Here is a 21515-nt window from a genome sequence, read left to right as displayed (position 1 = left end):
CACGGCGCTATCTCCGCGGCAAGAGGCCCTGAGGCCAGAACGACAGGAAAATGATGAGGACCACGAACGAAATGACGTCCTTCCACTCGCCGGCCAGATCCCAGATGCCGAACTGCTCGATCATGCCCAAGGCGAAGCCGCCGATGATGGCACCGTGCAGATTCCCGATGCCGCCGATCACAGAGGCGATCCAGCCTTTGAGGAGCAGCAGCAGGCCCATGCGGGGCTGGATGGCGGTGTCGTGGCCGCTGAGAATCCCGGCGAGGGCGGCGAACATCGCACCAATGAAGAAGACGACGGCAATGACGACCGTGGTGTTGATGCCCACGACCTTCGACACTTCTTCATCATCGCCGATGGCTCGTACCGCCGTCCCGAAGGCGGTCCGTTTGAGGAGGACCAGCAGGCCGGTGAAGCCGGCGAGCGCCACGCCGATCGCGAAGACGTTGAAACCCTTGATGTTCGCGCCGGCGATGGTCCACACGTCGCTGCCGAAGGCTTCCGGCAGGGGGCGCGGCGCGGCTCGGAAGACGATGGTGATGATGGCGGTGATCGCCAACAGGATCCCGAGCGAGGCAACCAGCATGATCAATGGCGACTTGGCCCTGAGGCGCATGTACACGTAGAGACCTCGGTAGAGAGCCAGGCTCACGGCCCCCGCCAGCAGGCAGGACACGCCCCAGCTCAAGTAGAGCTTGGATTCGGGGGTAACCGCCACGAGGAAGCCGCAGTAGGCCCCGAGGGCCGTCGCGGCTGGGACAAGAGCAACGATGGCCGACCGGCCCCTGCCGAATGACAGGCGCCGGTAGGCCCGCTGCAACGCCCAGAGCGCCACCGTCGCGACGGACACGCCGATGACCGGGCTGAGCAGGCCGTTGAGGTTGCTTGGATTGGCAAGGACCAGCCACATATAGATGCCAACCGCCCCGGTGAGCAGGGCGCCAACCCCGAGCAGCACGTTCGGTCTGACGCGGCTCCGCAGACGGCTGTGGAAGTTTTCGTGGAGCGCCCATGCGACGACCCCGGCAACCACGGCTGCAAACGCGATATTGACGAAATGATTGTTGACGTCGTAGCGACCGCCCAGAAAGTCCTGCGACCGCAAATAGAAGACGCCGTAGGCGCCGAGCGCGGCGGCCGCGCCGTAGTACAGATCGAAGAACCAGACCGTGCTGTAGACGAGGGTGAATCCCAGCGCCAGCAACGCATAGACGGCGCCCACCGGCAGGCCGTTGAAGGCGAACTGCAACGCTTGCTCGGGCGACTGGACGATCTTCCAGCCGACGTAGGCGATGACCGCCGTGGACAGCGTGGTCGCCAACGCCCGGTTGTGGTGCTCGCGAATGCGCAGCGCGCTGGACAGCGCGGCCACCTTGAGTTGCGCCAAACTCATTGGGCAACAGGGCGTGGGCGTCGCCTCGCTAGCGCTCCGGGTGCGGAAGAGTGGCGGCCCACGGCTTCAGCTGAGGCGACCGTGGGGCGGCCCACCAAAGCTGGGCCGCCCCCTCGGATCTGCCGACGATGCGGACGGGCTCACCCGGTCGGTGCGGCGCCCAGGACCTTGTAGCCCCCGTTCTCCTCGGTGCGCTCGGCTACCGGCAGCACCTCCAGCACCGCATTGGACAGGCCGACGACTTCGCCTTTCTCGTCGAAGCTGTAGTTGTCGCCGATCGTCCCGCTCCAGGTGATCTCGTAGAGGCAGTCGCGGAACCCATCGGCATCCTGGTCGTCGCCGGTCTTCTTGAGGCACTCGGCGGCGATGTAGACGTTGTCATACGCCGAGCCGAGGAACCAGGGCAGCGTGACGTAGTCATAGCGGTCCTTGAAGTTCGCCAGCACTTCCTGCGCTTTGGCGTTGGCCGGGTCGAGGTCCGGCGTGATGGCCTTCACGCCCGTCGCGGCTTCGCCCGCGATTTCCAGGGCCGTCGTCCCGATCGGCACCACGTCGGCGTAGATCGGACCGTCGTAGCCCAGTTCTCGGAGCTGTTTGATGACGGTTCCGCCGGTGAACTCGGACTGGGCGGCGATGTGCACGGCGTCCGGGTTCGCGCCGAGCAGCTTCTCCAACTGGGTGCGGAAGTCGGTGGTGTCGGAGGCGTAGCGCTCCTCACCCACAACCTCACCGCCCAGGCTCTGGAAGTGTTCAGCCGTGGTCCGCCGGACGCCCTCGGCGTAGTCGGTCGACTCGCTGATGGTCGCCAGCCGGCGAATCCCGTCGGCCCAGAGCACGTTGCCCGTGTCGACGCCCACGGTCGCGTCGCTCAACGAGGTGCGGAAGATGTAGTCGCCGGCCTCCGCGATGTCCGGGTTGGTCGCCAATCCGGAGAACATGACGACGCCATCCGCTTCGGCCAGGGGCGCGGCGCCGAGCATTGCGCCGCTGCACGACGTGCCGAGGATGATCTTCACCCCGTCCACGTCGGTGAGCTTGGTGTAGGCCGTGATGGCGTCCTGGGCGTTGCACTTCGAGTCTTCGACGACGAGCTCAAGCATGCGCCCGTTGATGCCGCCCGCGGCGTTGATCTCGGCCACGGCCATTTCCTTGGACTGCACCGCCACGGTGCCGTAGGTCTCGCCGGGGCCCGTGACGGACTCCATCACGCCGATCCGAAACGGCTCGTCGCTGCCGGCCTCACCGCATCCCACGGCGGCCACCACGAGCACGGCCAGCAGCCCCAGGGAGACGGTTCGCTTCCATGAAAAGACGTTCACGAGATTCCCTCCTCGGACCGAGGCCAGCCAGGCCCGCCCGTAACTCTTACCGCACTCAATCAAGTTCGCGTTGGAAGTGTAGGAGCCGGTCTCGCGGGTAGGCAAACCTTGGGACGAAGTCGCGGTCTAGGGGGCGGAGGCATCCACTCCTGATGATGCCGCTTGCTCGCGGATCCCTAGGGCTCTGACCAGGGAATCGGCGGCTCGCCTTCGAGATACGTGGTGTGCACGTCCGTGAGGGCGTCGGGCACGGGAAACACGGTCAGAATTTCCGCCGGTCCGTCACCTGCACCCGTGAAGCCGTGCGGCGCGCCCGCCGGAAACACGCACACCGCCCCCGGCCCCACCGCGTGCCACGCGTCGTCGAGGAATACTCGAATGCAGCCGCTCAGCGGCAGCAGAGCCTCGTCCACGTCGTGAAAGTGCAGCGGCGTCTCGGCCCCGGGCTCGACCGTGAAGTGCTGCATGGACAGCGAGGCGGAGTCCTGCGCGGCGCCGATCACCTGGCGCAGAGACTGTCCGGGCCGCCACGCGGCCGCGGGCTGGTCGGCAATGCGCACGATGGGCACGAGGCAGTCCTCCTACGAACCCTCACGGCGTCCGGTCCCCTCTCCCTCGATGGGAGAGGGTTAGGGTGAGGGTGAGATCCAGGAGCACTTCCGTCGGCCACATGCCGCGGAAGCAATATGACCCACGACTTCAGTTCCGCCCGGGGAACGTCAGCTCCGCGACGCCCGACTTGTCCAGCTCACCCTTGCCCACGGCGATCATCTTGTCGTACTGCGCTTTCGTGGCCTTCGCCAGCGGCAGGTCCAGACCGGCGTCGTCGGCCAGCGACAGGGCAATGCCCGAGTCCTTGGCCGCGTGCGACGACGAGAAGTAGGTTTCGTGGTCGCGGATGACCATGTCCTCGCCGTCGGTTTCGAGCACCCGCGAGTTGGCCCCGGTCTGCGAGAACACCTCTTGGAGCACATCCAGGTCCAGTCCCAGCGCCGACCCAAGGCCCAAGCCCTCGGCCAGTCCGGCGGTGTTGATGTTCATCACCATGTTGACCAGCGCCTTCACCTGCGCCGCCGTCCCCGCCGGCCCGATGTAGCGCCGCGAGATGCTCAGGGTCTCCAGCAGCGGCTCGACCTGCTGGTAGACGGCTTCGCGCCCGCCACACATCAGATAGAGGGTGCCGTCACGCGCCTGCGTGATGCTGCTGGCCATGCAGGCTTCCAGGCTGCTCGCCCCAGCGCCTTCCGCCAGCGCTTCCACGTCCACGTGGACCTGCGGCGTGATGGTGGCGCAGTTGACAAACACGCGGCCCTCGGCGCCGGTGAGCAGGCTGTCGCCGCTCTCGCTGAAGATCTCTCCCATGGAGGCGTCGTCGGTGACCACGGTGATGATGACGTCGGCGGCCGCCGTCACGCCGGCAAGCGTGTCCGGGGCATCGCACCCAAGCTCACCGGCCAGCGACTCAGCCAGCCCGCGGTGGGCGTCGTATACGGCGGAAACCGTATAGCCCTCGTCGTTCAGGTGGCGCGCCATGTTGGCGCCCATGCGCCCCACGCCCACAAATCCAATCCGCTGCGCCATGTCCGCCATCGCTAGACCCCCTTAAGTGATGCGGGGTACGGACAAGCCGCAAAGGACTGCCCGCACCCCGTCTTCCATAGCTGGTTCATAGTGGGTTGAATTGCGAAACGGCAGACCGCTTTCCGGCCCTCGCCGCTCGTCCGATCCCCTCTCCCCGCCGAGGGAGAGGGTTAGGGTGAGGGGGAAATCGATCTCGCGCTATTCGGACCAAAGCGACCCACTACTCGCTGTCTGGACGCTACCCCGACAGCGAAGCGTGGAAGTCGCTCCAGTCCTCGAGCGCGTTCAGCGTCACGGCGTCCTTGATGGCGTGGTCCGCGTTGGTCCCCGCGCCCTCGGAAATCGCCGCCACGATGTCGTCGCCGTGCTCGTAGCCCGCGATCGCCGCGTTCGAGGCGTCGATCACCGACTGGTCGATGCTGCCGCCGTTCTGGTCGACGACCCACTGCTCGAACTGCGGGTACGTCGGCCGGCTGCTCGAAATGAAGTCCACCGCCGCGTCGCGGTCCACGCCCAGGCCGTCCAGCACCATCTGGTCGAACCCGGCGCCGCAGGCGTCGTATTCGTCGTTGAGCGCGTCGGCGGCCGACAGCGTCACTTTGAGCCACAGCCTTGGCAGGTGGATCGCCCCCAGCGGTCCGGCTTCGCTTGATCCAATCATCGGAATCATCTTCGCCATCTGCTCGCTCCTCCGGTCGCCCCCGGCAGCCTCAAACGGTGTCTAGACGATACCAACAAACCATTCCGGACGTGAAGCATCGGGGCCGCATCGGTCGTCGACAGCCCTCCCTCTTTTGCGGTCAGATGCCTCCGTAGTCGTGCTGAGCGCGTCGACCACGACGGAAGTACCCACTGTTCAGCTCCCCTGTCTCTTGCCGTCAATCCCCCGATTCGCGTCTCGCCTTCCCGAACAGCCGGAAATCCCGGGACTCCGAGCTTCCTGCCCAGGCCGGTGCATCGGCGCACACGGCGATAGCCGTGAATTGCGTTACCTGTCTCCCGATCGGTATTTCAGAGCGTCTAACAAAGCCCTCCTGCACATGCTCCGCACCGCCAATGTCCATACCGGGGACCCATTTGAGGTCAAGCCCGCAGTCGAGCTTGGTGCTATTTATCAAGTTCAAAACTAAGCTGACCTGCACCAGGATGATCCGTAGGCCCGGGCCTCTTTGTCACTTCTCTGTACGCTCGATGCATCAGCCCTGAAGCGGCATTGTGATCAGTCGCATGTACCATATAGTACATTACGCGCTTGCTGGCATATTCTTGAAATATTGGCCATCTATAGGCATGTCTATAACCGAGCTCATGAAGGAAGCGTTGACAGAACTCCTCTGCGATCTCGTCAGCGCTCAAGCTTTGAAGATGATGCCAATTCTCGTTGCCCCACCAACGCGCCATTATAGTCTCCGGATTTCTAAGACCACTTATTGATCTGGCAAGCCATCCAGTTGGAACGAAATAGAATATCTCGATCTTCATTTGTGATTTATGACCGGCGATCTTCTTTACAGTCTCCCAATTACATTCGAACGTTCTTTGATCAAGCAGGCAGAATGTAGCTGTTCTCTCCCCGATCACACCTGTTCCGAGAACCCTGTCAACATAGAGGTTGAAGTCTTCATGCTCGACGTTGATAGTCCTTCCTCTGACGTATGGTTGTGAGTCGCGCAATTCATTAAGGGCTCTTGCCTGCATTGCATTCTTGTCGCAAAGAAAAAAGCTTCGCATCCACTTTGGATCGCTCTCAAGAACTAGATTTGCCGCCCAGCGATCGGGCTGATCGGGATACTGTGGACCGGCAAAACCATCGATATATACTCCATGCCTAGTGATGAGAACAAATAGGCGCAAATAACTACTGATGAGTTTGGCCTTTTGCTCGGTCCATAGCGCCTGTTCTAGTCTTGTGAACGTCGGCTGCGAATGCTGATTGGCTGCTATGTCTGAAATGTCAAACATTTCAGTCTGACAATCAGAGGGATTGTTGGAAGGGCTATTCACTGGAGCATCAAATTGATGGACAAGTGGACTAAGCTTATAGTCTCAGTGGACCAAGCTTATAGGCTCATCGAGGCAACGGGCATTTCATCCCACGTACGACCTGCAAATTCGCGCCCCGTGCGCTTCTTGTTGGTTCCGCCCCATTGCTTGAAGAAGAAGGCGACGTGCTGCTTCTTGCATTGTCGGTGAATCAGCGAGATCCAATGGTCCTCGATGGGTCGGGCTCTAGGTCCGCTTTCGCCGCCAACAATCGCCCAATGGATACCGGCAAGGTTGACATGCGCGATGGGGCCGAGTAGTGGCTCAAATGAGGCGAAGCGAATCGCTGCACGCGTGGCGCGAAGTTCGGCGAGTCGCCACAGGTACTTTGAAGTCTCCACGCTTGTACCCAGCCAAACATTTGGTAGGACATCGACAGCGCTGGTGAATTGCCGCATTCGAGTGGGACGTTTAGTTAGAATCTGAAATGTATGCTGCTTGGCTTGTGCCATGGTGTTCCACACCTTATGGATAAAATGATCAGGTACGTCGTCGTGAAAGAGGTCGCTCATCGAGTTGACAAATACAAGGCGCGGCTTACGCCATCGGAGGGGAATCTCAAGGCTCGCCTCGTCGCATCGTACGGATCCGTTCCAGACTTGGCGTCTGCCACTTTGGCGCGTGAGACCCTGATACTTGGTCTGGCCCATCAGGTCCAGGCGTGCCGCCATGCGCATTGCGTAACAGTTGGTGCAGCCCGGTGATACAACCGTGCAGCCAGCAACTGGGTTCCAAGTTGCGTCGGTCCACTCAATGGTTGAGTCGGCCATGTCGGTCTCTCCTTGCCGAGTCACTCACGCGTAGTCGGCCGGTGAGCTCGTGCCGATTGTAGAGCGACTTGGACGGATGCTTCAGGGTTTGGCAGTACCCGGCGCAATCAGGTCTAGGTTGGCAACTCTGGTTTCTTCGCCCCGTGAATGGACGGATCGCTGGCGAGGAGCGTGCGTAGCCGGGCAATGATGGCGAGGGCCTCGTCGTCGAGGCCGAGCAGGTCGGTGATGAGGCGTTGGTCGAGGTCGATGCGTGCGGGGTCGACGGCGCATTGGTGGAAGGACTCGAAAGTCCGGCCCCGAAAGTCGCGCCAGATGGCTTGAGCTTCGTCGAGTTGCCAGGGCTGAAGGCCGCGCACGTCAAGTGTGGCGAGAGTCTCCAGCATGCCCTTGTTTCCTATGCCCCTGCCGTACTGGACGCTATTGGCGTGATTGGCCTGAAGAAGCATGCCGAACGTGGAATTGCACCAGAGGGCCAGGACGATTTCTTGCCTGGTCCTCTGGGCGGGGTTGTCCTCGTGGACTTGCAGACTAAACCAAGTATTCACACCTAGCGCCCGCACGATCGTGCGCGTTGCCATGATGCGCTGGGAGTTATAGCGAATCGTCGGTGTGATCTGGAGCATGCCAGCCCCCGACCAGATCGGCCCGTGGTCGCGGCCGGCCTGGGGATACAACCGCGCATTTGGCTCCGCGACCAGTCCCTGATGCACTTTCTGCGAGTGTGCCCAGAGCGCGGGGAACTGCGCTTGTTCATCCCAGCCGTGGTAGCCGTCGAACACGCCCAGGGAGCCACGAATTCGCCGATGCTGCGGACCCACTTTGCAGACGTCTTGCATGGACGCGATTGGAAGCTGCGCCACTACCCGCGATCCGTCGTCAGTCCATAGCTCGCCGCGTTCCAGGGCGGCGGCAAACTGGCCGGTCTGGCCCTGCCGCCAGCGGGCGGGTTTCCAGGCTCCGGCGGCCACCGGGCCGTCCAGCAATTCGCCCCACTGCTCACCGCCGACGAACAAGGGAATGCCGCCTATGGGCGGCCCATCGGAGCGGTGCAGGGGTGCCGCGGCGGTGGCATTGATGGCGGTGACCAGCGCCAACGCGTCGGCTTCGCGGTAGGCCGCCCGCCAGAGGTTGACGAAGCAACCACGCCTGGACGGCGACTCGTCCTCACCGAGCCGCCTCGCAATTAGCAGCGCCTCCGCAATTTCGGTGTCGTAGGACATGGAGCGGAGTTCGGGGTCGTGGGAGGAAACCACAAATTCGATCTCGTAGCGGGAGGCGAGCATCTGGCGCACGTCCCGCCAAGACTCGCCGGCGAGCGCGGTCACCGGCAGCACCAAGGCGACACGGCCGCCGGGAACCACCAGCCGGTCGGCCAGCACGGTGAACGAGGCGCCGTGACCCGCCGTCAGGTTGGCCGGTGTACCGTTCAGCAGCTCTGAGGTGCGCTTGGCCACGGCTTTCCTTGCTTCATCATCGTCTTCCGGCAGCGCCATCACTCGAGCCAATGCCTCGCCCTTGCCGCCATCGCTGCCTCGCCGGGTGTACGGCGGGTTGCTGATGACGAGGTCGGCCTGCGGGATCGGGACCTCTCGAATTGCGCTGCCAGTAGCACCGATCTGCTCGTGTGCCTCCTGGTACGACGACTGGAGAGCGGGCCCCTTCAGCCAATCCAACGACCCTAGGCGGATTGCGATTCGGCCCACAAAGGGTGCTGAATCTGGCTCGACGCCAGCCGCCGCGAAGAGTTGCTCCGTGGCATCGAACACAAACGCTCCCTGCCGCATGCCCATGCGCAGGCTGTAAAGCTGCATCTGAGTGAAGCCCACCGACGGCGACATCGCAGCCAGCGTGGCGGCAGTCAGATGAATGGCGGCCTGCACGACGTCGGCACCAAACAATGTCTGCTCCACTAGCGCTTGATGCAGCGCTGGGTCATCCAGTGCCCCACTAAGGTCATCGTTTGATGCCGAATGGTCCTGGACGATCTGCTGGTAGGCCGCCATGAGCAGGGTGCCAGTGCCACACGACGGGTCGACCACGCGCAGTTGACGCAGGTTGGCGGGATCGCTCCAGTTCACCTGGCGCCAGCAGTTTGGCTCCAGCGCCAAGCCTGCGAGCAGATTGGCGGCGGGGATGCTGGTGTAGAAGGCGGCCAGCAGCTTGCGATCGGTGACCAGGCGGTTAAAGATGCGCCCGGCCAAATCATGGCGACCGACAGTTTCCATACTCAGCAGCCGTGCGGCTGTACGTGCGCATTCGTCCAACACACTGGCCGCCTCGACATCCGATAGCTCCGCCACTACGTCACGAGCCAGTTTGAAGATGGGGTAATAGTCGATGTCGAGGATCGCGTCCCATACGCCGAGCAGTCGCAAGCGCGAGAAGATGCCGTTGTGGCGAGAGGCGTTGGTCGGTTGAATGGCTGCGTCAGCACTGGCTAGCCGCTCCTGGAACACCATTGCGTTGGTGACGACCAGCGCGGCCATGTGGGCCGCCTCGTCGCTCGGCGGCGCGTTGAAGATGGTGGCCACTCGGGCCAGCGTGCCGGGTGAGCTATAGAGCCGGGATCCTGCTCGGCGGACCCCTTTGTCTAGGGCATCGACCGCTTGCTCCAGATTGCCAGCCGGTGGGGCAGCCCGCGCCGCCGCGTTGCCATGGTCAGTGACACCGCCGCTGAGCTGTGGTCCCGAAGTTCCGTCTAGCCGCCATTCGCGCCAGGTGAAGGTCGCGCTCGCCATGCGCTCGAAGAGGTGTTTCTGATCGATGGCGCGCAATCGCGCCGGGACGGTGACGGCGAAGGCGATCTGCACGGTCTGGCCGTCGATCTCCAAGCCCAGGCGAGATAGCGCATCGGCGTCCACCGTGGCCGCCGGTTCCAACTCGATTTCGAGCACGACCGGGCCTTCGGGCCTGCGCACGACGATGTCCGGTCGCACGCGGCCGTGCATGACCTCGGCGGCTGTCGACATGCCGAGGCGCTCCCGCAAGAGTCGCGCCAGGTTCTCGTTGATGACGCTCTCGTGCGTGCGCGTGCTGCCGGAGGCGGTGGTCATGCCCTGGCGGTTTCCATGCTTGGCGATCCGCAAGAGGGTAGTACGCCCACGCGTACATAGGGGCATTGGCCCGGGCAGCCACGAGGGCTGCCCCTACCCGGACATGGCGAGAGGCTGAGGGTTGGGCCGCTGCATCGACTGAACCAATCCACGCTTACGGTGTAGATTCAGGTATGAGTGCCTGCGACACGCGCGCGACGAGCGTCCGATGAAGTTCTGGTCGGCGGCGTCGTTGGAGCATGCGCCCGAGGCCATCGCGGCGGACCTGCGGGACCAGGTGCCGGGCGCGGACGGGGCGCTGGACCTGGCCGTGGCGTTTGTGCGGCCGCCGGACAACACCGAAATCGGCCCCGTCATCGAGGCGGTGCGCGAGGCGCTGCCGGCGCGGCACTTCCTGGCGTGCACCGCCGAGAGCGTGGTGGCCGCCGGGCGTGAGATCGAGGACGAGCCGGCCACGGCGCTGCTGGTGGGCTCGTTGCCGGGTGTCCAGATCGATCCGCTGCCGGACCTCGCGGCATTACTGCAAGACGGCGAGGCGGCCTCGGCGCAGCTGCGAGGCGCGGCGGCGGTGGTGGCGCTGGTGGACCCCTTCTCGGTGCACACGGAACAGCTCGTCGAGGGCATGAACGAGCTTGCGCCCGGCGTGCCGCTCATCGGCGGTATCGCCAGTTGGGGACGCGCGGCCGGCGGCAATCGCATGGCCTACAACGAGAGCATTTCCGACCGGGGCGCCGTCGCCGTGGCGCTGCGGGGCGCGGTGGACGTGAGCATCGTGGTCTCACAGGGATGCCGGCCCGTCGGCTCGCCGCGCACGGTCACCGGCGCGAAGGGCAACATCATCACCGCGCTCGACGGGCAGTCGCCGATGGATGCGCTGCGGCAGGTATTTGCCGAGGCCGCGGAGAAAGACCAGGAGCTGATGCGCGTGGGGGTGATGCTGGGCCACGCAATCTCGCCCGACGCCGACGATTGGGGCCGGGGCGGGTTTCTCATTCGCGGTCTGATGGGCGCCGACGCCGGGTCCGGCGCGCTGGCCGTGACGGGCATCGTGAGCGAGCGGGACACGGTGCAGTTTCACGTGCGCGACGCGGCGACGGCCCAGGAAGACCTGGAGCTGCTGCTGACGCCGCAGGCGTTCGAGCCCGAGGCCGCCGGCGCGCTGCTGTTCACCTGCAACGGACGCGGCGCGCGGATGTATGGCCGGCCCGATGGGGACATCTCGCTGGTGCGGCAGGCGCTTGGCAACGAGGTGCCGGTGAGCGGCTTCTTCTGCGGTGGGGAGCTGGGGCCGATCGGCGGGGCCAACTTCGTGCACGGGTTCACCGCTAGCCTGGCGATCTTTCGACCGAAGGCGGGCTGACCGGGGGCGCCCACTAGGGACGCCCCTACGCGGATTCAGGCCCGCGGCCGCGGACCCCTCACCCCGACCCTCTCCCGCGGGGAGAGGGCGCCGGACGGGGCCCGTTCACGGATGCCGGACTCGGGCGCCCACTAGGGACGCCCCTACGCGGATTCAGGCCCGCGGCCGCGGACCCCTCACCCCGACCCTCTCCCGCGGGGAGAGGGCGCCGGACGGGGCCCGTTCACGGATGCCGGACTCGGGCGCCCACTAGGGACGCCCCTACGCGGATTCAGGCCCGCGGCCGCGGACCCCTCACCCCGACCCTCTCCCGCGGGGAGAGGGAGCCGGACGGGGCCCGCGAATGGCCATCGGGCAAGGGCGCCCACAAGGGATGCCCCTACACCGACCTCCCATGCTCGCCGGCTCTAGCGCCCCTACACGGGCGAGTCGCGTAGGGCCGGGATTCGAATCCGCCCCTGCCTTCTAGCGGCTCGCGCTCTAGCCCATCAGGTCCGTGCGGTAGAGATAGCGGATATCCCACAGCCCATACAGCGTGGGCGTGGTGTTGCCGAAGACGTTGCGCACCGCGGTCAGCCGTTCCGAGAGCGTCGTGTAGATCACCGGCACGTTCTTCGCGGCGATGGCCTGCGCGCGGTGGTAGTAGGCCACGCGCTGGTCGCGATCCAACTCCTGGCTGGCCTTGATGTACAGCTCATCGATCTCCGCTTCCCACGCCGTCGCGGGCTCCGGTTGGTTCGGATACCAGAGATGCAGCGCCTCGCTCGTGTGCCAGAAGCCGATGCCGCTGTGCGGGTCGGACCCGCCGGTGAAGCCGATGATCATGGCTTCCCAGTCATAGGTGCTCACCAGTTGGCCGACGAGCACGCCGAAATCGATCAGCTGATAGTCCACCTGAAGGCCAATCGCCGTCATGCCCTGGTGGATGATCTCGCCGGCGCTGCTGCGCACGGTGTTGCCGGTGTTGGTCACCAGCGTGAACGAGATCGGGTTGCCGGCGTCGTCCTCGCGAATGCCGTCGCCGTCGGTGTCCACCCACCCAAGGTCGTCCAGAATCCGATTGGCCCGAGCAATGTCGTAGGGATAGCGGCGCACGTCGGGATTGTGGAAGTCGCCGGCCGCGGGGCTGACGGACGACCACTGCGGATAGCCCAGCCCGTGCAGCACGCCCTCGATGATCGCGTCCTTGTCGATGCTGTGGGCGACGGCCTGGCGGAATTGCACGTTCTGGAACCACTTCAGCTTCTCCGACGCGAGAAGTGGCGCGCCGGTGTCGGGGTTGGTTCCGGGGTTCATGTTGAATCCCAGGAAGGTGGTGCCGAACGCCGGTCCGCGCCGGTGGATGGTGAAGTTGCCGTCCGCCTGCAGCGGCTCCAGGTCGGCGAACTCTTCGCCCAGCACGCCGTGAATGTCGGCCTCGCCCGCCAGGAACCTGGCGAGCTCCGATTCGAGGTCCTCGACGATCGTGTACTCGATCGTCTCCAGGTACGGCAGGGTGTTTCCGGCGGCGTCCCTGAGCCAGTAGCTCGGGTTGCGCCGCAGCACAATCTCCTCGCCCGGGACGTAGCTGGCGATGGTGAAGGGCCCGGTGCCGATGATCTCGGCCGGGTCGGTGTCGATAGCCCACACCTCGGCGAACGTGCCGTTGTCCACGTGTGGCTCGAGGATGTGCTTGGGGTAGATTGCGGTTCCCATGGAGCGTAGGAAGGTGGCGAACGGAACCGGCAGCACGCACTGGACCGTGTAGTCGTCCAGTGCCGTCACCGTCATCGGCGACTCTTGCCAGGTGCCGGACTCGTCGTCAAAGACTCGGAAGTGGAACGACGCGCGGCCGCTGGCGGCGATGTCGTCGTTGTAGATGAGCCGGTTGAAGGTGAAGTCGACATCGTGGGCGGTGAAGGGTTGCCCGTCGTGCCAGGTGACGTCTCGGCGGAGGTGGAAGGTCCAGGTCAGGCCGTCCTCCGAGTGTTCCCACGACTCCGCCAGCGACGGCTCGACCTCGTCCGTGAGCCAGGAAGTCTCCGTGAGGCCGTCGTACAAGTAGCCCAAGATGCCCGACGACGAGGCGTCGTTGGCGAGGGCCAGGTTGAAGGTGAGCGGCTCCGAAATGGTCGCAACATTCAACGATCCGCCGGGTTGGCCGACGGCGTACTCGAAACTGGAGGCATTCAGGCGGAGTTGGGCGATGCGTTCCCAGTCGAGCAGCTCGGTGTCGAGGCGGGATTGCAGACCCTCAGGCCCGTGAATCCAGATGCGCTGCCCGTCGCTGAATCCGGTCCAGTTGTCGGCCTTGCGCCACACCATCAGCCCGCCGGTGGTGCGCTGGTGCGCCTCGCCTATTTCTGGGTTGAAGCCCTCGTTTTCCACACAGTCGCCGACGACGTCTGGTCCCTCGGCGGCGTCGATCAGCGATTTGAGGCTGGCGAACCCGAGGACGAACTTGCAGTCCTGGGTGGCTCCCACCGGTGCGGCGAGCGCCATCAGGAGCCCGACCACGAGGACTGCCATCAGCCTGTTTCGCATGATGCCTCTCCCGGTGTTGGGGCCGACGGGCCACCGGTCGGCCACCCCCTCAGCCATCGTTGACACAGGTTCGCAGCTTATCGCGGCGACTGTCCATCGGTGACTGCAATCTGGGACCGGATGCACGGGTTCGGGAGGATGCGAGGCGTGAGAGGTGTGCTTGGACAGCGGATACGCCGCCGGATACCAGCAGCGGCCAATGGACCAGCCGAATTCGCTACAGTGGCGGCGCTCCTGGGTGAGATTGCGTGGATTCGCCTGCTTCTGAGTGCGGGGCGGTTGTCGTAGTTCAACGAACGGCGAGGATGGCGAAGCGGGAGGACCGACGATGGGACGACCCTACAAGATCCTCATGGTCGACGACGAGGCTGATCTCGAGCCGCTGGTGCTGCAGCGCATGCGGCGCAAGATTCGGGCTGGAGACTACAGTTTTGTCTTCGCCAACAACGGCGTCGATGCGCTTGACATGCTGCAAAACGACCAGGACATCGATATCGTCATCTCCGATATCAACATGCCGCTCATGGATGGCCTGACGCTGCTGGAGCAGATACCGAGAGTCGATCCCTCTGTCCGCGCCGTCATCCTTTCGGCGTATGGCGACATGAAGAACATCCGCACGGCGATGCGACGGGGCGCGTTCGATTTCATCACGAAGCCGATCGACTTCGACGACCTGCAGGAGACCATCGAGCGCACGCGGCACCATCTCGACGCTTGGCGGATGGCCCTCTCGTCGCGCGACGCTCTAGTTACGGCGCAAGTCGAAACCGACCCTCGGCCGGACCCAGACCATGGAGCGGCGAACTGAGATGGTGACATGACTGTCGACACTAGCGCGATGAATCGGCCCTACAACATTCTCGTCGTCGACGATGAGCCGGACCTGGAACCGCTGATCATGCAGCGCATGCGGCGCCGGATTCGCCGAGGCACGCATAGCTTCGAATTCGCTCAAGATGGCATCGAGGCGCTTGAAAAACTCGACGCGAATCCCGATATCGATATGGTCATCACGGACATCAACATGCCGCGCATGGACGGGCTCACGCTGCTCGATCAGATACCGAATGTCACCGATATCGATGTCAGATGCATCGTCGTCTCGGCCTACGGCGATATGCAGAACATTCGCACGGCGATGAACCGGGGGGCGTTCGATTTCGTCACCAAGCCGCTCGACTTCGAAGATCTGCAGATCACCATGGAGCGGGCGCTGCGCCACCTGGAAGAGTGGCGATCCGCGCTTTCCTCGCGCGACGCGCTGGTCGCCCTGCAAAACGAGCTCGAAGTGGCGAGCAGCACCCAGCAGTCGATCCTGCCCAAGACGTTTCCCAAGAGTGAGGAATACCAGGTCTTCGCCAACATGGAGCCGGCGCGAAACGTCGGCGGCGACTTCTACGACGTGATTCGCCTGGAAGATCGCAAGGTTGGATTGGCCATTGCCGATGTCTCCGACAAGGGCGTTCCGGCCGCCCTGTTCATGATGTCCAGCCGCACCCTGCTCAAGGGCGCGGCAATCGGCCTCGGGGACCCGGGCGAGGCCCTGCGCGAAGTGAATGAGCTGCTCTACGAAGAAAACGAAACCATGATGTTCGTGACGGTGCTGTACTCCATCTACGATCCGGCGGCCGGCACGCTGACCTACTCCAACGGCGGGCACGACGCGCCGGTGCTGGTTCGAGCGGGCGGCGGAGCGGAGCTCCTGTCGCTGACCGGCGGGGTTGCGCTTGGCGTGGCACCGGACATCAACTTCCCAAGCCAGACCGTCCAGCTCGAACCCGGCGACGCCATCGTGCTCTATACGGACGGCGTCACCGAAGCCATGAACGGCGACGGTGAGCAGTTTGGCGTCGACCGCATTCAGCAAGTCTTCGAGGCGAATCCGCCCACCGACTCCGAGCAGGCCACGCACGCGCTGTTCGAGGCGGTGCGGGAATTCGTGGGCGATACGCCGCAGTCCGACGACATCACCTGCCTGGTGCTCCGGCGCGCCGAGGACGGCTCCTAGGCTCGAGCGCGTCGCCGGTGGGGCGCCGACGCTTGGGCCCCAAAATCCGGCAGCGCCGCTGCCGCTTTGGTAGCTTGCGCGGGCAAGCCTTGAGGAGGCCACCATGAGCCTGAGCACATATCTGCACTTCAACGGCAACTGCCGCGAGGCGTTCGAGTTCTACCGGGCGGCCTTTGGCGGCGATTACCTCGTCCTGCAGACGTTTGGCGACGGTCCCGCCGATATGCAGATTCCCGACGACGAGCGGAACAACATCATGCACGCCTCGCTTCCCGTCGGAACGAGCGTGCTGATGGGCAGCGACGTGCCAACCACGTTCGGTCAACCAGCGCCAGCTGACAGCAATGTTTCGATTTCCTACGCCGCGCAGAGCCGGGAAGAGACCGACGCATTGTTCGCGAAGCTCTCGGACGGCGGCACCGTCACGATGCCGCTCCAGGACATGTTCTGGGGCGCCTACTTCGGCGCCTGCATCGACAGATTCGGCGTCAACTGGATGTTTAACTGCGAGGAGCCGCAGGGCTAGCTGGACCGTCGATCGCCTCAGCGTCGGCCCGCACGCGCGTCCGAGCCCGCCTCCTGCAGATCGGGACCCTTGCGCAACCCCTCCGTCATTCCGGCGGAGGCCGGAATCCAGTCCGGTCGAACCTGGAGGCGTGCCGGAGGCTCGGCGTCGGGCGGGTCTGAGACCCGCCCCTACCTCTTAGTTCAAAGGTCTCCAGGCGCGAGGCTCCCATTAGCACCGGATGGGCGGAGCCCACGCGGGTGACGTATCCTCGCCACGCCACTGGCGGAAGGGGTATCCGGTCATGATCGAGTGGCTTGGGATCGAACACCTGTTCGAGCTTTCCCCACCCGAAGCGATCCTCGGATTCTTTACCCCGCTGATAATATTCGCGATATTCTTCGCCGTTCAGCTCATCTTGCCGGGTCGCCGCGTGCCCGGGTACGTCGTCGATCCCCAGACCGGCGAGCCTCGCAGCTATCGGCTCAACGGACTGTTGGTGTACGTAGTCGCCGTGGTCGTGTGGGCGACCGAAGTCACCGGAATGCCGCGTGACTGGTTCTATCGGTCGGCGATCTTTGCGTTTGCCGGCGGCACGGTTACGGTCACTGTATTCACGTTGATCGCGGTATTTACCCAGCCGCAAGACGAAACCAGGAACCCGATTGCAGCCTTCTGGCTTGGGCGAATCCAGGAGCTGTCGTTTCTGAAGGAACGCATTGATCTCAAGATGTACTTTTACGTCGTCGGCGGGACCATGTTCTCACTCAATGCCCTGTCCGGAGCCGCGTGGAACGTCGAGCACTTTGGGGAGAACTTCAATCCTGGAGTGTTCCTGTGCGCGGCAATATATACCTTCTACGTCGTGGACTACTTCATCTTCGAGCGAGTTCAGCTTTACACCTTCGACGTGATATATGAAAAGCTTGGCTTCAAGATGTTCTGGGGCGGTTTGATGGTCTACGGCTGGCTCTACATCCTCCCGTGGTGGGGGATGGCCGCGCAGCCGTCGCCTGGGTTTTCGACGGCAGCAACATATGGTTGGCTCATCGGCACCGCCGTGGTGTTCCTGGCCGGATGGGCTATCTCCCGTGGCGCCAACATGCAGAAATACATCTTCAAACGGTGGCCCGACCGCAAGTTCCTCGGACTCATCGAACCGGAATACATCCAGGCCGGTGACCGCAAGATCCTGGTGAGCGGATTCTGGGGAAGGGCCCGCCACATGAACTATATGGGCGAATGGTTCGTGTCGGCGGCCATCGCGCTGGCGTTCGGTCACTTCACGAATCTGTGGGCCTGGACCTGCTTCATCTGGATCGTTGCGCTGTTCGTTGTGCGCCAGCGCGAGGACGATCACTACTGCGCCGAGAAGTACGGGCCGGAGAAGTGGGCCGAGTACCAGGCCCGCGTGAAGTACCGCATCTGCCCCTGGCTCTACTGAACCGTCGGCCGGCTATCGGCGTCGATCCACTTCACGCGCCTGGATTCGACTGTGTTTCAGTTCCCGGTGCGTGATTGACCGACCTCTGTCTGGTGCCCATAATCACCGCACGATTAGGAGCCGGGGGATTCGCCCATGATTGAATGGCTTGGAATCGAGCACCTATTCGAGCTCTCCGGCGCGGAAGCCCTTTGGGGGTTTTTCACCCCGCTGATTATCTTCGCCGTGTTTTTCGTGGCGCAGATCGTCCTGCCCGCCCGGCGGGTTCCCGGCTATGTCATCAACCCGGAGACCGGTGAACCGCGCAACTATCGACTCAACGGCCTCCTGGTATTCGCCGTCGCGATAGCCGTGTGGGCGACCGAAGTCACCGGAATGCCGCGTGACTGGTTCTACCGGTCCGCGGTGTACGCGGTGGCTGGAGGAACCGTAGTTTCGGCGCTCATCGCGCTCGTGGCCATGCTGAGCCAGCTGCAAGGTGAGATCAAGAATCCGTTCCACGCCTTCTGGACTGGGCGATCCCTGGAGCACTCGCTTTTCAACGAACGATTCGACCTCAAGATGTATCTGTACGTTGTCGGCGGGACCATGCTGACGCTCAACGCCCTGTCAGGCGCCGCTTGGCACGTCCAACAATTCGGAGATAACGTCAATCCCGGCGTGTTTCTGTATGCGGGGTTTTTCGGGCTCTACATCATGGACTACTTTATCTTCGAGCGCGTTCAGCTCTACACGTATGATCTGATTCACGAAAAGCTGGGGTTCAAGCTGATCTGGGGCGGGCTAATCATCTATGGCTGGCTGTACATTCTCCCGCTGTGGGGAATGGCAGCCTATCCACACCCAGGGTTTTCGGAGCCTTGGACATACGTGTGGCTGATCGGATTAGGCTTGATGCTCTTCTTCGGCTGGACCATCACGCGCGGGGGCAACTGGCAGAAGTACACCTTCAAGCGCTGGCCAGACCGGAAGTTCCTGGGAATCATCGAGCCCGAATACATCCAGGCCGGCGACCGAAAGATTCTCTGCAGCGGATTCTGGGGCGCGGCCCGCCACTTCAACTACATGGGCGAGGGCATCATTTGCACCGCCATCGCCCTGTCGTTTGGTCACTTCGGGAATCCCTGGGCCTGGACGTACTTCATCTTCATCGTCTCCCTCTTCACCTGGCGTCAACGGGACGACGAGGAGCATTGCGTCGAGAAGTACGGTGAGGAGAAGTGGGCGGAATACAAGGCGCGAGTTAAGTACCGGATCTGCCCGTGGGTCTACTGATCCGGCGTTACGTCGGCCACCCTTAGATGCGGTAGACCTCCTCGGCAGTCCCGGAAAAGAGCCGGGCCTGCTCCTCCCGGCTGAAATCCGCGATGATCTCGGTGTAGGCGTCGATCAACTCGTCGTACGTACTCCATAGCCAGTCCACCGGCCAGTTCGTCCCAAAGAAGCAGCGCTCGACGCCGAAAGTCTCGATGGACGTCAGCACGAACGGCCGGATGCTGTCGACCGTCCAGTCGTTGTCGCCCATGCCAAGGCCCGAGATCTTCCAGCGGATGTTGTCGCAACTGGCCGCGGTGGCCACCCCGCGTTTCCAGTTCGCGAAATACTCATTCGTCCGCTCCTCCGGCCATCCCGTGTGATCCACCACGATCGTGATGTTCGGAAACTTGTGCGCCAGGTCCCGCACCTTCTCCATCTCATGCCATTGAACCGACAGGCTCGACACCAGGCTGAACGTCTCCAGCAGCGCGAAGCCCCGGTGGAAGTCCGGCTCCACCAGGTAGTCACCGCAGGAAAAGTCTCGGATTCCCCGCATGTTGGGCGACTCGGCGTGACGCTCCAGCACGGCCCGCACGCCCGGGTCCCGCAGGTCCGCATGGGCCACGATCCCGTGCGGAAACCCCGTGCGGTCCGCTGCCTCCTGCAGCCACTCCGTCTCGGTTACCGGATCCGGGCTGCCGATGGCCGCCTGCACGTGCACCGACTTGGTAACGTTCGCGTTCCGAGTCTCGGCGATATAATCCTCGGCCAGGTAGCTCCGCTCGGCGAGCTTTTGCAACCTCCACCCCATCGTCGGGTGCGGAACCCCCGGCTGCCAGTGCTCGTACACCAGCTCCGGATGCTGTAGGTCGTAGTAGTGAACGTGCGTATCAACGAATGCCAGCTTGTCCATGAGCGAGCCTCCTACCTCTTGCGATGTCTCGGCACTGCCGCAGCATCGACACCGGCGGCGTCGAGGGACGTGACGCCGTGATCCCGGCGAACAATCCAGCAACCGACTACCGAGCGCTGGTGACACGAGGATATGACGCCTGCGCGCAGGCCTATCACGAGTCGCGAAAAGTCCAGGCGGCAGCCGAGATTCGGGGACTCTTGGATCGACTGGACGACGGCAGCGCGGTGCTCGACGTGGGCTGTGGGGCCGGCGTCCCGATTGCCGAATCGCTGGCGGACTGTCACCGCGTCACCGGAGTGGATGTCTCGCGCGAAATGGTCCGTCTCGCACGGCGCCACGTTCCAACCGGCGAGTTTATGTGCGCCGACGTCATGTCGATCAGCTTTAAGCCGTCCAGCTTCGACGCGATCGTCGCCCTGTACTCCATCTTCCACCTTCCGCGAGAGGTGCAGCCGGCTCTGTTTCAGCGGTTTCACCGTTGGCTCAGGCCGGGCGGATACCTGCTGTGCACCTTGAGCCACCAGAGCGAGCCGGGATACACCGAAGACGACTTCCATGGAGTGACGATGTACTGGAGCAACTTCGGCCTCCGCGAATACCTCGGGACCCTGGCTGATTCCGGGTTCGTGGTGCTTGAGACGTCTTCGACGGCGTGCGGCTGCGACGAGACGGACCTGGGGACCATTGAGGACCACCCCTTGGTCCTTGCGCAACGGCATTGATGAGGTTGCTCAGGGACTCCCAAACCGGGTCTCGTGAACGACGACGAATCCGACCTCACAGCGTGTCGAACCCGTCCCAGCCGGGCAACGCGGCCGACTGCCGCACCCACTCCGTCATCTGCGCCTCGTCAAACCCGTCTTCGTAGACGTCCAGCCAGCGCGCGTCGGGGTCCTTGCCCGAGCCGGGTGGCTCTGGTTGCAGCGACGCACCGTTGAGGAATGTCACCTTCACGTAGCGGCTGAAGACGTGGGTGCTCAGGAACCATCCCTGCCCCTCGATGCCGTACCAGGGCGAGTTCCACCTCACGGCCTTGCGCACGTTGGGCACGGTGCGCACGATCAGCTCGTCCAGGCGGCGCCCGACGTCGCTCTTCCAGCCCGGCATCGCGGCGATGTAGGCCTGCACGGGCGCATCGCCGTCGGCCTTGGCGATTTGGGGGTTGCCGCCCGAAAGTAGAACCACCCTCCCGTCGCCTCCCTCGGCGGCGGGTTTCGTTGTCCCGCTCGATGCCCTCCTGGACCTGCTGCCCGCCATTGCGCTTGCCCCCTTCCGCGCTGCGCTCGGCGAGTCTGGCTCCGATCGGCTCTGAGAGTCGAACCTCCGTGGGCCGAATG

Annotated in this window: 18 protein-coding genes; 7 read left to right on the top strand and 11 right to left on the bottom strand. The window is 63.7% G+C overall.

Annotated elements, in window-relative coordinates:
• Positions 1–7: 7 nt before the first annotated feature.
• The 8 genes from OXG33_02005 to OXG33_01970 all read right to left on the bottom strand — a co-directional run bounded on the left by OXG33_02005 (position 8) and on the right by OXG33_01970 (position 10162).
• On the bottom strand, positions 8–1393 hold the full coding sequence (locus OXG33_02005) for a branched-chain amino acid ABC transporter permease (protein ID MCY4112698.1): 1386 nt from the start codon (positions 1391–1393) through the stop codon (positions 8–10).
• Positions 1394–1533: 140 nt separating this feature from the next.
• Complete coding sequence (locus OXG33_02000) at positions 1534–2712, bottom strand: ABC transporter substrate-binding protein (GenBank protein MCY4112697.1); 1179 nt, start codon at positions 2710–2712, stop codon at positions 1534–1536.
• A gap of 176 nt (positions 2713–2888) precedes the next feature.
• Positions 2889–3281: a cupin domain-containing protein gene (locus OXG33_01995; GenBank protein MCY4112696.1), complete on the bottom strand. Its 393-nt coding sequence runs from the start codon at positions 3279–3281 to the stop codon at positions 2889–2891.
• Positions 3282–3411: 130 nt separating this feature from the next.
• Positions 3412–4293 carry an NAD(P)-dependent oxidoreductase gene (locus OXG33_01990; GenBank protein MCY4112695.1) on the bottom strand — a complete coding sequence of 294 codons (882 nt, stop codon included), beginning with the start codon at positions 4291–4293 and terminating at the stop codon, positions 3412–3414.
• A gap of 238 nt (positions 4294–4531) precedes the next feature.
• Entirely contained in the window at positions 4532–4954 is a 423-nt protein-coding gene (locus OXG33_01985; protein ID MCY4112694.1) for a DUF5069 domain-containing protein, read from the bottom strand.
• Positions 4955–5400: 446 nt separating this feature from the next.
• Entirely contained in the window at positions 5401–6297 is an 897-nt protein-coding gene (gene tcmP / locus OXG33_01980) for a three-Cys-motif partner protein TcmP (GenBank protein MCY4112693.1), read from the bottom strand.
• Between the two features lie 56 nt (positions 6298–6353).
• On the bottom strand, positions 6354–7106 hold the full coding sequence (locus tag OXG33_01975) for a DUF5131 family protein (GenBank protein ID MCY4112692.1): 753 nt from the start codon (positions 7104–7106) through the stop codon (positions 6354–6356).
• Between the two features lie 113 nt (positions 7107–7219).
• On the bottom strand, positions 7220–10162 hold the full coding sequence (locus tag OXG33_01970; GenBank protein ID MCY4112691.1) for a hypothetical protein: 2943 nt from the start codon (positions 10160–10162) through the stop codon (positions 7220–7222).
• Between the two features lie 208 nt (positions 10163–10370).
• Between OXG33_01970 and OXG33_01965 the strand changes: the two genes are divergently transcribed.
• On the top strand, positions 10371–11522 hold the full coding sequence (locus OXG33_01965; GenBank protein ID MCY4112690.1) for an FIST C-terminal domain-containing protein: 1152 nt from the start codon (positions 10371–10373) through the stop codon (positions 11520–11522).
• 480 nt (positions 11523–12002) lie between these two features.
• On the opposite strand, the gene OXG33_01960 is transcribed toward OXG33_01965, so the two are convergent.
• Positions 12003–14045 (bottom strand): ABC transporter substrate-binding protein, encoded by a 2043-nt coding sequence (locus tag OXG33_01960; GenBank protein MCY4112689.1) that lies wholly within the window; start codon positions 14043–14045, stop codon positions 12003–12005.
• Between the two features lie 328 nt (positions 14046–14373).
• On the opposite strand from OXG33_01960, the gene OXG33_01955 reads away from it, so the two are divergent.
• The 5 genes from OXG33_01955 (at position 14374) to OXG33_01935 (ending at position 19280) form a co-directional block, all read left to right on the top strand.
• Positions 14374–14856 (top strand): response regulator, encoded by a 483-nt coding sequence (locus tag OXG33_01955; GenBank protein MCY4112688.1) that lies wholly within the window; start codon positions 14374–14376, stop codon positions 14854–14856.
• A gap of 9 nt (positions 14857–14865) precedes the next feature.
• A complete protein-coding gene (locus OXG33_01950) occupies positions 14866–16056 on the top strand; it encodes a SpoIIE family protein phosphatase (protein MCY4112687.1) in 1191 nt (396 codons plus the stop codon).
• A gap of 103 nt (positions 16057–16159) precedes the next feature.
• Positions 16160–16582 carry a VOC family protein gene (locus tag OXG33_01945; protein MCY4112686.1) on the top strand — a complete coding sequence of 141 codons (423 nt, stop codon included), beginning with the start codon at positions 16160–16162 and terminating at the stop codon, positions 16580–16582.
• A 283-nt stretch (positions 16583–16865) separates the two neighbouring features.
• Positions 16866–18005, top strand: coding sequence for a DUF1295 domain-containing protein (locus OXG33_01940; protein ID MCY4112685.1), 1140 nt, complete (start codon positions 16866–16868; stop codon positions 18003–18005).
• A 135-nt stretch (positions 18006–18140) separates the two neighbouring features.
• Positions 18141–19280 (top strand): DUF1295 domain-containing protein, encoded by a 1140-nt coding sequence (locus OXG33_01935; protein ID MCY4112684.1) that lies wholly within the window; start codon positions 18141–18143, stop codon positions 19278–19280.
• Between the two features lie 22 nt (positions 19281–19302).
• On the opposite strand, the gene OXG33_01930 is transcribed toward OXG33_01935, so the two are convergent.
• The gene (locus OXG33_01930; GenBank protein MCY4112683.1) at positions 19303–20175 is read right to left on the bottom strand and encodes an amidohydrolase family protein; all 873 of its coding nucleotides are present in this window, start codon (positions 20173–20175) and stop codon (positions 19303–19305) included.
• A gap of 23 nt (positions 20176–20198) precedes the next feature.
• On the opposite strand from OXG33_01930, the gene OXG33_01925 reads away from it, so the two are divergent.
• The gene (locus tag OXG33_01925) at positions 20199–20900 is read left to right on the top strand and encodes a class I SAM-dependent methyltransferase (protein MCY4112682.1); all 702 of its coding nucleotides are present in this window, start codon (positions 20199–20201) and stop codon (positions 20898–20900) included.
• Positions 20901–20955: 55 nt separating this feature from the next.
• Here OXG33_01925 and OXG33_01920 read toward each other — a convergent pair whose 3' ends face one another.
• Entirely contained in the window at positions 20956–21435 is a 480-nt protein-coding gene (locus tag OXG33_01920) for a DUF1801 domain-containing protein (protein ID MCY4112681.1), read from the bottom strand.
• Positions 21436–21515: the final 80 nt, after the last annotated feature.

Source organism: Chloroflexota bacterium (genome assembly GCA_026708035.1).
Classification (GTDB): domain Bacteria; phylum Chloroflexota; class UBA11872; order UBA11872; family UBA11872; genus JAJECS01.
Note: the sequence above shows the minus strand (reverse complement) of the source record. Positions and strands in the feature narration are given on the sequence as shown.